General features: G+C 68.5%; 10 protein-coding genes. 3 read left to right on the forward strand and 7 right to left on the reverse strand.

Going from position 1 to position 12336, the window contains the following annotated elements; all coding sequences use genetic code 11:
- Positions 1-25 precede the first annotated feature (25 nt).
- The 3 genes from AB0B82_RS01950 to AB0B82_RS01960 form a co-directional block, all read right to left on the reverse strand.
- On the reverse strand, positions 26-2167 hold the full coding sequence (locus tag AB0B82_RS01950) for an acetate--CoA ligase family protein (protein ID WP_360161413.1): 2142 nt from the start codon (positions 2165-2167) through the stop codon (positions 26-28).
- 25 nt (positions 2168-2192) lie between these two features.
- The gene (gene frc / locus AB0B82_RS01955; RefSeq protein WP_360161415.1) at positions 2193-3419 is read right to left on the reverse strand and encodes a formyl-CoA transferase; all 1227 of its coding nucleotides are present in this window, start codon (positions 3417-3419) and stop codon (positions 2193-2195) included.
- A gap of 91 nt (positions 3420-3510) precedes the next feature.
- Positions 3511-5220 carry a thiamine pyrophosphate-binding protein gene (locus tag AB0B82_RS01960; protein WP_360161417.1) on the reverse strand — a complete coding sequence of 570 codons (1710 nt, stop codon included), beginning with the start codon at positions 5218-5220 and terminating at the stop codon, positions 3511-3513.
- Between the two features lie 123 nt (positions 5221-5343).
- Between AB0B82_RS01960 and AB0B82_RS01965 the strand changes: the two genes are divergently transcribed.
- Complete coding sequence (locus AB0B82_RS01965) at positions 5344-5613, forward strand: hypothetical protein (RefSeq protein ID WP_360161419.1); 270 nt, start codon at positions 5344-5346, stop codon at positions 5611-5613.
- Here the strand turns inward: AB0B82_RS01965 and AB0B82_RS01970 are convergent.
- Positions 5553-6092 carry a hypothetical protein gene (locus AB0B82_RS01970; RefSeq protein WP_360161421.1) on the reverse strand — a complete coding sequence of 180 codons (540 nt, stop codon included), beginning with the start codon at positions 6090-6092 and terminating at the stop codon, positions 5553-5555. The two genes, AB0B82_RS01965 and AB0B82_RS01970, sit on opposite strands and share 61 nt — an antisense overlap.
- Positions 6093-6127: 35 nt before the next feature.
- Positions 6128-7477: an MFS transporter gene (locus AB0B82_RS01975; protein WP_360161423.1), complete on the reverse strand. Its 1350-nt coding sequence runs from the start codon at positions 7475-7477 to the stop codon at positions 6128-6130.
- Between the two features lie 157 nt (positions 7478-7634).
- Between AB0B82_RS01975 and sucC the strand changes: the two genes are divergently transcribed.
- Complete coding sequence (sucC, locus tag AB0B82_RS01980; RefSeq protein ID WP_360161425.1) at positions 7635-8783, forward strand: ADP-forming succinate--CoA ligase subunit beta; 1149 nt, start codon at positions 7635-7637, stop codon at positions 8781-8783.
- Between the two features lie 14 nt (positions 8784-8797).
- Positions 8798-9685 (forward strand): succinate--CoA ligase subunit alpha, encoded by an 888-nt coding sequence (sucD, locus tag AB0B82_RS01985; RefSeq protein ID WP_360161427.1) that lies wholly within the window; start codon positions 8798-8800, stop codon positions 9683-9685.
- 404 nt (positions 9686-10089) lie between these two features.
- On the opposite strand, the gene AB0B82_RS01990 is transcribed toward sucD, so the two are convergent.
- Together AB0B82_RS01990 and AB0B82_RS01995 are read right to left on the reverse strand one after the other, a co-directional pair.
- A complete protein-coding gene (locus tag AB0B82_RS01990; RefSeq protein WP_360161429.1) occupies positions 10090-11073 on the reverse strand; it encodes a LacI family DNA-binding transcriptional regulator in 984 nt (327 codons plus the stop codon).
- A gap of 219 nt (positions 11074-11292) precedes the next feature.
- A complete protein-coding gene (locus tag AB0B82_RS01995; RefSeq protein WP_360161431.1) occupies positions 11293-12264 on the reverse strand; it encodes a 2-dehydropantoate 2-reductase in 972 nt (323 codons plus the stop codon).
- Positions 12265-12336 lie beyond the last annotated feature (72 nt).

The raw sequence follows: 12336 nt of genomic DNA on the forward strand, positions 1-12336 counted from the left end.
TGTCCCCGTGTACTGCTGCCTCCAATCAACCCAGCGGACCCGCGTTGCGGGCCCAGCGGTACTTGGCACCGAGCACCTGGACGGGGGTCTCGGTGGTGTACGGGTACGCGACCACACCGTGGTCGAACAGGTACTGCGACGCCTCTTCGACCTCGACGTCGCCGGACAGCGAGGCGACCACGGGCTTGTCGATGCCCTTGGCCCGGAACTCCTCGACGACGTCGGCGACCAGTTTCGCGAACACCATCGGCGGTGTCACGATCGTGTGCCAGTACCCGAGGATCAGCGCGTGGATCCGGTCGTCTGACAGCCCCAGCGCGATCGTGTTGCGGTACGTCGACGGCGGCTCACCGCCGGTGATGTCGACCGGGTTGCCGGCCGCCCCGAACGGCGGGATGAAGGTCCGGAACGCCGCGTCCAGATCCGCCGGGATGTCCATCAGCGTCAACCCGGCGTCCACGCAGGCGTCCGACAACAGCACGCCGGAGCCACCCGCGCCGGTGATGATCACGACGTTCTCACCCTTCGGCGTCGGCAGCAGCGGGATGCCGCGGGCGTACTGCAGCATCTCGTTCAGCCCGGGCGCGCGGACCACGCCGCTCTGCCGCAGGATGTCGTCGTACACCTTGTCGTTGCCGGCCAGGGCACCCGTGTGCGAGCTGGCCGCCCGTGCACCCAGAGAGGTACGCCCGGCCTTCAGCACTACGACCGGCTTCTTCTTGGACACCCGGGCCGCCGTCTCGGCGAACGCCCGGCCGTCCTTCAGGTCCTCAAGATGCATGGCGATCAGGTTGGTGTTGTCGTCGTGCTCGAAGAACGTCAGGAGGTCATCCTCGTCGATGTCGGCCTTGTTGCCTACTCCAACGATCGCGGAAACTCCCATCCGGCTGGACCGGCTGAACCCGAGGATCGCCATTCCGATCCCGCCGGACTGCGACGACAGTGCCACCGAGCCGCGCACGTCGTACGGCGTGCAGAACGTCGCGCACAGGCTCTCCGGCAGGTAGTAGTAGCCGTAGATGTTCGGTCCCAGAATGCGGACGTTGTGTTTACGGGCGATCGCAACGACCTCGTCCTGCAACTCCTGCTCACCGGTCTCGGCGAAGCCCGACGGGATCAGGATCGCGCCCGCGACCCCCTTCTGCCCGCACTGCTCGAGCGCGCCGCCGACGAACTTGGCCGGGACCGCGAACACCGCGACGTCGACGTCGCCCGGGACGTCCAGGATCGACGCGTACGCCGTCCGCCCGAGCACCTGCCCGCCCTTGGGGTTGATCGGGTAGATGTCACCGGCGTACCCGCCGTTGACCAGGTTCTTCATCACCGAGTTGCCGATCTTGCCGTCCTCGTTGGACGCCCCGATCACGGCCACCGCGCGCGGTTTCATGATCCGGTTCATCGCGGTCCGGATCTCGTCCTCGCTGTACCGCTCGACCGGCGCGCCGGCCTCGGCGTCGACGATGATTCGCACGTCGACCGCGGTGGCGCCGTCCGGACCGGCCAGCACCGGGTTCAGGTCGACCTCGGCGAACTGCGGGAAGTCCGTGACCAGGTCCGACAGCCGCCGGACCAGGTCACCCAGCGCATCCTTGTCCACCGGCTTCGCGCCGCGCACGCCGTCGAGCATCTCGTGCGCGCCGATCCCGTCGATCATCGCCCGCGCCTCGTCGGCGCCGAGCGGAGCGAGCCGGAACGTGACGTCCTTGAGCACCTCCACCAGGACGCCGCCGAGACCGAACGCGACCACCTTGCCGAACGTCGGGTCGGTGACCGCACCGACGATGACCTCCTGCACGTCACCGCCGGTGACCAGCATCTTCTGGACCTGGACGCCGGTGATCTCGGCGTCGGCCCGGTACGACCGGGCGTTCGCGAGGATCTTGTCGAAGGCATCCCGCGCGGCGTCGGGACTGTCGACGCCGACCACGACGCCACCGGCATCGGTCTTGTGCAGGATGTCCGGCGAGACGATCTTCAGCACCACCGGAAAGCCGATCTCGGCGGCCAGCGCGGCGGCGCCGTCGGCAGTCGTGGCCAACCCCTCGCCCGGCGTCGGGATGCCGTACGCGTCGGCGACCAGCTTCGCCTCCGGCGCGCTCAGCGAAGTGCGGCCGTCCGCCAGAGCCTGGTCGAGGATGGTCCGGACTGCTGCCTTGTCATAAGTCATGCGGATGCACTCCATTTCGCGAGAGTCAGATCACGCCGGCGGTCTTGAGATCCTCGAGTTCGCTCGCGGAGATCCCGAGCGAGCCGTAGATGTCGGAGTTGTGTTCGCCGAGCCCGGGTGAAGTCCGCACCTCCACCGGGGAGTCGGACAGTTTGATCGGGCAGCCGACGGTCTTGAAGGTGCCGCGCTGCGGGTGCTCGACCTCGACCACCGCGCCGAGCTCGGCGAGCGTCTCGTCCTCGATCAGCTCCCGCGTCGACATGATCGGCCCGCACGGCACGTTCAGCGCGTTGAGCTTGTCCATCACCTCGAACTTGGTGTGCTGCTCGGTCCACTGCTCGATCAGCGCGAACATCTTGTCGAGCTTGTCCAGCCGCGCGGCCGGCGTCGCCCAGTCCGGGTCCTCGGCCAGCTCGGGCTTGCCGATCAGGTTCGCGATCGGCGCCCAGCCGGGCGGCTGGACGATCACGTAGATGTAGTCGTTCGGGCCGCCGGGCGCGCACCGCAGCGCCCAGCCCGGCTGACCGCCGCCGGAGGCGTTCCCGGACCGCGGCACCGCGTCGCCGAAGTTGTCGTTCGGGTACTCGCGGAGCGGTCCGTGGGCGAGTCGCTGCTGATCCCGCAACTTCACCCGGGTCAGGTTGAGCACGGCTTCCTGCATCGCCACGGAGACCCGCTGGCCCTTGCCGGTGCGGGTGCGGTGGAAGAGTGCGGCGAGGATGCCGGCCACCAAGTGGATCCCGGTGCCCGAGTCACCGATCTGCGCACCGGTGGCGGTGGGCGGCCCTTCCTCGAACCCCGTCGTACTCATCGCGCCGCCCATCGCCTGGGCGACCACCTCGTACGCCTTGAAGTTCTCGTACCGCCCGGGGCCGAAGCCCTTGATCGAGGCGAAGATCAGGCCGGGGTTGATCTCCTGGAGCCGCTCCCAGGTGAACCCCATCCGGTCGATCGCACCGGGCGCGAAGTTCTCCACCAGGACGTCGGAGTTCTTCACCAGGTCGACGAAGATCTCCTTGCCGCGGTCGGACTTCATATTCAGCGTGATGCTGCGCTTGTTGCAGTTCAGCATCGTGAAGTACAGGCTGTCGGCGTCCGGCAGGTCGCGCAGCTGCTGGCGGGTGATGTCACCGGTCGGCGCCTCGAGCTTGATCACGTCGGCGCCGAGCCAGGCGAGAATCTGGGTGCAGGACGGTCCGGACTGCACATGCGTCATGTCGAGAACACGGACACCTTCGAGGGCCGAACTCATCCACGTACTCGCTTCGCTCCGTGCGCGGCTGAGGCACAAGTTGCGCTGCATTGAATGATGAACTCGCTTCGCTCGTTCATGACGGGTCCCCTTACTTGTACATGGTCTGGTTCATGGTTCCGGGGGCATACGCGTCCGGGTCGACCCAGACGTTGATCAGCGACGGCAGCCCGGACTCGCGGGCCCGCAGCAGCGCCGGCCCGATGTCGGCTGGGTCGCGGACCTCCTCGCCGTAGCCGCCGAGCATCCGCGCGAACTCGTCGTACTTGACGTCGCCGAGCGTGTTACCGACCCGGCCGCGGTCCTTGCCGTACTTCGCTTCCTGGCCGTAGCGAATCTGGTTCATCGAGGAGTTGTTGCCGACCACCCCGACGAACGGGAGGTTGTAGCGCACCAGCGTCTCGAAGTCCCAGCCGGTCAGCGAGAACGCTCCGTCGCCGAACAGCGCGACCACTTCCTTGTCCGGCCGCGCGTACTTCGCCGCGAGCACGAACGGAATGCCGACACCGAGCGTGCCGAGCGGCCCCGGGTCCATCCAGTGGCCGGGCGACTTCGGCTGCACCACGCCGCCGGAGAACGTCACGATGTCGCCGCCGTCGCCGATGTAGATCGAGTCCTCGGTGAGGAACTCGTTGATCTCGTGCGCCAGTCGGAGCGGGTGGATCGGGTTCGCGTCGGACAGCTGTCGCGGCAGCCGCTTCTGGTATGCGGCGTCCTCCTCGGCCCGCAGCTCCGCGAACCACGCCTTGCGGTCGGTCTTCTGGATCCGGCCCGACGCGGCCTGGGTCACGGCGGCCAGGATCGCGCCCGGGTCGCCGACCAGGCCGAGGTCGATGTCGCGGTTCTTGCCGACGGTGCGGTAGTCCAGGTCGATCTGGACCACGGTCGCCGACTTCGGCAGCCGGCGACCGTACCCCATCCGGAAGTCGAACGGCGTACCGACGATCAGGATCAGGTCGGCGTTGTTGAAGCCGTACCGGCGGGACAGGTGGAAGTGGTGCGGGTCGCCGGGCGGCAGCGTGCCGCGGGCGGATCCGTTCATGAACGCGGGAATGTCGAGAGTACGGACGAAGTCGGTCGCGGCCTCGCTGCCGCGCGAGGTCCAGACCTGGCTGCCGAGCAGCACGACCGGCTTCTCGGCCCGGACCAGCAGGTCCGCGAGCGCCTCGATGTTGGCCGGGTCACCGATGCTCTTGGTCGACGCCCGGTAGTGGCCGGCCTCGGGAACGGTCGCGGAGTCGACCGGAACCGAGCTGTCCAGGATGTCCCGGGGGATCTCCAGGAACGACGGGCCGGGTGCACCGTTGTAGCACTCGCGGAACGCCATCGAGACCATGTCCGCAGCCCGCGCGGTGTGCGGCACGGTCGCCGCGAACTTCGTGATCGGCGTCATCATGTCGACGTGCGGCAGGTCCTGCAGGGACCCCATCTTGTGCTGGTTCAGCGCACCCTGGCCCCCGATCAGCAGCATCGGGCTCTCGGCGCGGAAGGCGTTCGCGACGCCGGTGACGGCGTCGGTGGTGCCGGGGCCGGCGGTGACGACCGCGCAGCCGGGCTTGCCGGTGACCCGTGCGTACCCGTCGGCCGCGTGCGCCGCGACCTGCTCGTGCCGGACGTCGACGACCGCGATGCCTTCGTCCACGCAGCCGTCGTAGATGTCGATGATGTGACCGCCGCAGAGCGTGAAGATCACGTCGATGCCCTCGGCCTTCAGGGCCTTCGCGACGAGATGACCTCCGGAGATGGTCTCGGGCTCCTTGACCACTGCTGCGGGTTGGGTCTCCGACACTGTCTGCGCCATCTGCAGTCAACTCCTCGGAAGGGCCGTGAAATCGGCGTGATGTAGATTGCATACCGTATGGTGTAGTCGTAGTCTTATCCCACGCCGCGGTGGTTGTCCAGAGTTCGCACCCAGGAGGCTGTGATGACGATTTCCGACGAACTCGATCGCACCCGCGCTGCTTTGCTCGCGCTGGAGAAATCCCTTGTGGCGTTGAGGAATCGGCTCGGCTCGCATCTCGACGTACTGCGCCTGCTCGACGATCTGGAGCGCTGCCGCGCGGACCTGTACCGCCTCGAGCAACAGGTCCGCGCGCCACGCCGTACCGACCTCGTGGTGATCCCCGACGGCGACTACGACCACGACTTCTGGGCCGGCGTCGAGCACGAAGGACTCGGGCGGACAGCACCCTGAGATCGCAAGCAGAGTTTGAGCAGGCTGCGCAGCCGGACGTCGCGGTCACCGTTCGCGGTACGAGCGGTGACCGCGACTGCTTCCGCGGCCTGTTCGGTGGCGACGAACGTCCGGTAGAACGGCTCACTCCAGGTGACCGGCAGCTTGAGCCACCAGCGCGCCGCTCCCCCGGGACTCTGCTGCGTTCCGAGCAGATGCAGCGCGGTCTGATGCGCTGCGGCCAGTCTCCGCCGCTCGTCACCGGTCAGCTCGCTGCCTGCCAAGGCTGTGGATGCGCACAGCGCGACCAGGCGGGCAGACGACTCGAAGCCGACACAACTCGTGTCGATGAACCGCGGCGCCAGCGGCAACAGGGCATGCCGGCCTTCTGAAGTGCTGTGGTCGTGCACGGCGCGCGCCACTGCGCTCAGCACCGGGTGCACGCACTCCGGGCGGTCCGTCCACGGCTCTCGCGCAAGCCGGGACACCAGTTCCATCACGCACGGATCCGGCCGTGCGACCTTGCCGTAGCCCCTCATTCGCCGGCCACCGGCGTACCGAGCTGGGGCCTGACCGGGAGCGCCGGTCGTCCAGGCTGTTTGAGCAGGCGCACGCTCAGTGCGGTCAGTACGCCGAGCAGCCCCGCGCCGAGGAACAACGGCCGGTAACCGACAGCTGCGATGAGCGAGGCGGCGGCGCCGATGCCGACGAGACCGCCGACCGCCTTCGCGGAGTACAGGACAGCCTGGTTCTGCAGCAGGCTGTTCTCGCCGAAGAACTCGAGGACGAGGTTGGCCATGATCGCGTAGAACGCGCCGCCGCCGAGCCCCGCGAACATCGCACACACGACGAATGCCCAGCCCGTACCGGCCGCGACCAGCCCGATGTGGGCGAATCCTTCGATCATCAGCACCGCGGCCAGGACCCGCCGCCGCCCGAACCGGTCCGACAGGTCACCGGCCACGGAACGACCCAGACCGTTGACCGCGGCAAGCATTCCGGCCGCTGCGGCCGCCACCGCCGTACCGAAGCCCGAGTCCACGCCGTACCCGACGACGAACCCGATGCCGAGCAGCGACAGCGCCGCACTGATTGCCAGCAGCAACCACATCAGTGGGAGCGCGCCGGTTCGCATCGCCTCACCAGGACGGTAGTGCCGTACGGCGGGTGCGTTGTGCGGAATGCTGCGATTGAGTTTCCGGTCGATCGCCCAGACCTGCGCGTCGATCTCCGCGGGCCACCAGTAGCGCGGCGGATCCTTCAGCAGGCCGCCGGCGACGAGGACGACCAGCACCGCCGCCAGAGCGGTCAGGTCGAACACCAGGGTGTGACTCAGTTGGGTCAGTAGGAAGATGCTCGGTACGGCGCCGACGGCGAACCCGCCGGTGACGAACCCGATCGTCGCCGTCCGCCGGTCCGGGAACCAGCGGGCCGACGTCGTGATGCACGCGGCGTACACGAGACCGGCGCCGGTGCCACCGAGGAGTGAGTAGCCCACGACGACGGCCGCGTAGCTGTCGAGGTGGCCAAGGGCGAGTAGACCGATCGCCGACAGCACGCCGCCGGTGACGACCAGCTGTGTCGGCGTGGCTCGTCGTACCCGATGCACCCAGGCGGCCGGTACGGCGACCAGCGCCTGAGCGGCGACGAAGACCGCGAGCAACCACAGGGTCGCCGCGGTACTCCAGCCGCGATCCGCCGACAGACCGAGCGCCGCCGTACCGAACGAGTACTGCAGCGGACTGATCGCGACCATGCACGCCCAGGCAGCCCAGAGCTGCCAGCCGCGCGAGTGGCCGGTCAGTTCGCGCGCATCCTCGCCGATCCGGTACCGCCGCCCGTAGACGTCCCGGACATCCTGCGGCGCAGGCATCGCATGGTTCATGGCAGCCTCCCTGAGCTGGTGAACACTCGCCTGACTACTGCATACCGTATGAAGTCTGTGGTACTCCTCCGCGCCGGAGCTGTCCAGATCTGGAGTGTCACTCTTGTGAGCAGATTGCATACCGCATACAGTCGTCACCACACTTTTAGGAGGCGACGTGGACCTCATGGAGTACCAAGCGAAGGAACTGTTCGCCCGGCACGGCGTTCCGGTGACGCTCGGCCGGGTGATCCAGGACCCGGCCGATGCAGCCGACGCCGCCCGCGAACTCGGCGGGCGGGTGGTGGTGAAGGCGCAGGTGAAGACCGGCGGCCGCGGCAAGGCCGGCGGAGTCAAGCTGGCCGCCACCCCCGAGGAGGCGACCGCCCGCGCGAGCGAGATCCTCGGGATGGACATCAAGGGCCACACGGTCCGCCGGGTCCTGCTCGCGCCCGCCGCGGACATCGCCGAGGAGTACTACCTGTCGTTCCTGGTCGACCGCGCGAACCGCGAGTACCTCTGTATCGCGAGCACCGAGGGCGGCGTGGAGATCGAAGAGGTCGCCCACACGAACCCCGACGCGATCGCGAAGGTGCCGATCGACCCGGGCGTCGGCGTCGACGACGCGAAGGCCACGCAGATCGTCACTGCGGCCGGATTCCCTGCCGAGGCGGTCGACGTCGTACGGCGGTTGTGGGACGTGTTCGTCGCCGAGGACGCCTCGCTGGTCGAGGTGAATCCCCTGGTGAAGCTCGGCGACGGATCGCTCGAAGCGCTCGACGGCAAGGTCACACTCGACGAGAACGCGGCGTACCGGCACCCGGACCACGCCGGCTTGGCCGACGTCGCGGCGGCCGATCCGCTCGAGGCCGAGGCGCATGCGAAAGGCCTGAACTACGTGAAGCTCGACGGCTCGGTCGGCATCATCGGCAACGGCGCGGGCCTGGTCATGTCGACGCTGGACGTGGTCGCGTACGCGGGTTCGGCGTACGGCGTGAAGCCGGCCAACTTCCTCGACATCGGCGGCGGCGCGTCGGCCGAGGTGATGGCGAACGGGCTCGGGATCATCCTGTCCGACCCGCAGGTCCGCAGCGTGTTCGTGAACGTCTTCGGCGGGATCACCGCCTGCGACGCCGTCTCGAACGGCATCGTCCAGGCGCTCGAACTGCTGGGGAAGCAGGCCGACAAGCCGCTCGTCGTCCGGCTCGACGGCAACAACGTCGACGAGGGCCGCCGGATCCTCGCCCGGGCGAACCACCCGGTCGTCACCGTGGTCGACACGATGGACGGCGCCGCCGCCCGGGCCGCCGAACTTGCCGCTGCGTAGAAGGGACTGTTGAGATGGCGATCTTCCTGACCGAGAAGAGCCGGGTCGTCGTGCAAGGCATGACCGGATCCGAGGGACAGAAGCACACCAGCCGGATGCTTGCCGCCGGCACCAATGTGGTCGGCGGCGTGACCCCCGGCAAAGGCGGACAGTCGGTCGACTTCGCGCGACGGTCGATCCCGGTGTACTCCTCGTGCGCCAACGCGGTGAAGGCGGCCGACGCCGACGTGTCGGTGGTCTTCGTCCCGCCGCGGTTCACCCGCGACGCGGTGATCGAGGCCGTCGACGCCGGGATCCCGCTGGTGGTGGTGATCACCGAGGGTGTACCGGTGCACGACACCGCGGCCTTCTTCGCCTACGCCCAGGCGCAGGGCACCCGCGTCATTGGGCCGAACTGCCCCGGCATCATCAGCCCCGGGCGCGCCAACGCCGGCATCATCCCCGCCGACATCGCCGGTCCCGGGCGGCTCGGGCTGGTGTCGAAGTCGGGCACGCTGACGTACCAGATGATGTACGAGCTGCGGGACTTCGGGTTCTCGACCGCGATCGGGATCGGCGGTGACCCGATCATCGGGACCACGCACATCGATGCGCTGCAGGCGTTCCAGGACGACCCGGACACCGACGCGATCGTGATGATCGGTGAGATCGGGGGTGACGCCGAGGAGCGGGCGGCCGCGTTCATCAAGGAGAACGTGACCAAGCCGGTCGTCGGGTACGTCGCCGGGTTCACCGCGCCGGAGGGCAAGACGATGGGTCACGCGGGCGCGATCGTGTCCGGTTCGTCCGGTACGGCGGCCGCGAAGCAGGAGGCCCTCGAGGCCGCCGGCGTCCGAGTAGGCAAAACCCCCACCGAAACCGCCGCCCTCCTCCGCACCATCCTCACCCCCACCCCCGCCTGACACCCCACCCCAGGCGCGCCACCCGCGCAACCCAACACCAGCCTCGGCCCGCTGCAATACCCCCAAACTCGGCGCCGGGCAGGCCAAGCCGGGCGCCGCCCGCCCGGCGCGACCATCCGGCCCGTGCGACAACCCTCCAGTTGAGTGGTTAACGCCCGAACTGGAGGGTTGCCCACTGAAAATACGGCCACGCAACCCTCCACTTCAGGGGGCAACCCCAGAAGTGGAGGGTTGTACGGCGAAGTCATGGGTTGCCCCCTGAGCTGGAGGGTTGCCCACTCGAAATACGACCAGGCAACCCTCCACTTCAAGGGGCAACCCCCAAGGTGGAGGGTTGCCGGTTCAAGTGGAGGGCTGCCCGTCCAAATGTAGGGTTGCCCGTCGCGGTGGGGCGGGGAGCGGGGTCAGGAGCGGCGGGGGGCGGTGCTGTGGCGGTGGACGAGTTGGGCGGGGACGGGTGTCGGTTCAGGGGGATGGCTGCCGCGGATGTGGTGGATCAGGGTGTCGACGCAGAGGCGACCGACGTCGGTGAAGTTCTGACGGATGGTGGTGAGTGGCGGCCAGAAGTGCGCCGCCTCCTCCATGTCGTCGAAGCCGACCACGCTGACCTCACCCGGCACGTCCCGCCCGCGCTCGTGCAGCGCGCGGAGCAGTCCGAGCGCCATCTGATCGTTGGCCGCGAACACAGCCGTCACCTGGTCGTTCGCCGCGAGCTGCAGCCCGGCTTCGTACCCCGACATCGCCGTCCAGTCCCCCTCGCACACCGGCGGCACTTCACGCCCGTGCGCGATCAGCGTCTCCTCCCACGACCGCAGTCGCCGTTGCGCGGAGTACGACGTACGCGGGCCGCTGAGATGCCATACCGTCGCGTGCCCCAGGTCCAGCAGGTGCTCGGTCGCGAGCCGGGCTCCCTGCTGCTGGTCGGTGTCCACGATCGGGTAGTCGTAGTGCGCACTCGAGTCGACCACCACGACGGGTAACCCATGCGGGAGCTGTACGCCGGCCTCGTCCAGCGGGTGTGCTTCGATCAGGATGATCAGCCCGTCCACCGCGTGCTTGTCGAGGCGGGTGAACGCGTTCGTGACCGCGCTCTGCGTGACGTCCAGCACCGGGAGCAGGTTGATCGCGTACCCGCGCTGGGTGGCGGCGCCGGCGATCGCGTCGAGCGTCCGCGTCGTACCGAAAGTGTGTAACTCGAACACGATCACGCCGATGCTGCGGTACTCGCCGTTCCGCAACGCGCGGGCAGCATTGTTCGGTCGGTAGTTGAGCTGGCGCATCGCGGCGCGCACACGATCGCGAGTGGCGGCGTCGACGTTCGCCCGATCGTTCGCGACGCGTGACACGGTTTGCCCGGACACTCCGGCCAGCCGCGCCACATCGGCCATCGACGGCCCGCGCCTGCGGCGGCCCGTAGATCCTTGCGCCGGCATCCCCCACCTCCCCGGTCCGAACCGGTGCCTGGACGTGTTGACGTCAACACAGTAACGCGCTGCCGCCGTGCCGGATGCTTCGGCGCGCGTCACCGGACGTCGGGAAGAGGTGGAACAGGTGGGTCCGACGTCGCTGTGGCCGGACCCACCTGGTTTGAGGTGCAGTACGCCCGACTACACACCGACTTTGCTGGCGAGCAAGTCGGCGACCGCGTGCACGGCGCGCAGGGTGGGCGCCTTGACGCCGGTCAGGTCGGCGAGTTCGACGACCGCGGCGAGGATGACGTCGAGTTCGAGCGGCTTGTCCTTCTCGAGGTCCTGCAGCATCGACGTCTTGTGCTCGCCGACGCGTTCGGCGCCGTCGAGCCGCTTGTCGACCGAGATGTCCGGATGGCAGCCGAGTGCGGCCGCGATCTCGAGCGTTTCCTCCATCATCAGCCGGACCATCTGCCGCGTGCCCTGATGCGTCGCGATCTCCACCATCGTCGCGCGGGCGAGCGCACTGATCGGGTTGAACGCCGCGTTGCCGAGCAGCTTGATCCAGATGTCCTTGCGGATGTCGTCCTCGACCGGGCACTTCAGTCCGCCGGCGATCATCGCCGTACTGAACGCCGCGCAGCGCTCCGACGTACCGCCGCGGGGCTCACCGATCGAGAACCGTGTGCCTTCGAGATGCTGGACGACGCCCGGCCCGGCGAGCTCGGTCGAGCAGTACACGACACAGCCGATCGCGCGGTCGAGGTCGAGTACCCGGGTGACCGCGCCGTCGGGGTCGACCGATTCGATCCGGCGGCCTTCGTACGGTCCTTTCAGGCCGTGGAAGTACCACCAGGGGATGCCGTTCTGCGCCGCGACGACGACCGTGCCGTCGTGCAGCAGCGGATGCAGCAAGGGGCCGGCGCTCGCGTACGAGTTCGCCTTGAGGCCGAGAAAGACGTAGTCGACCGGGCCGATCGCGGCCGGGTCGTCCGTGGCCGGGGTCCGGGCGGTGAAGTCGCCGCGCGGGCTGAGCACGGTGACACCGTTGGACCGGATCGCGTCCAAGTGCGCGCCGCGGGCGACCAGGTGGACCTCGGTCCCGCCACGGTGCAGCGCCGCGCCGACGTACGCACCGATCGCACCGGCGCCGAGAATCGCAACTCTCATAGGGGTCCCTGCCTTCCGGAAAGCCGGAGGAGCTTTGTATACGGGATACAGTAGGCTGGACGCTGAATGCGG

Source organism: Kribbella sp. NPDC048915 (genome assembly GCF_040649595.1).
In the GTDB taxonomy this organism is placed as follows: Bacteria; Actinomycetota; Actinomycetes; order Propionibacteriales; family Kribbellaceae; genus Kribbella.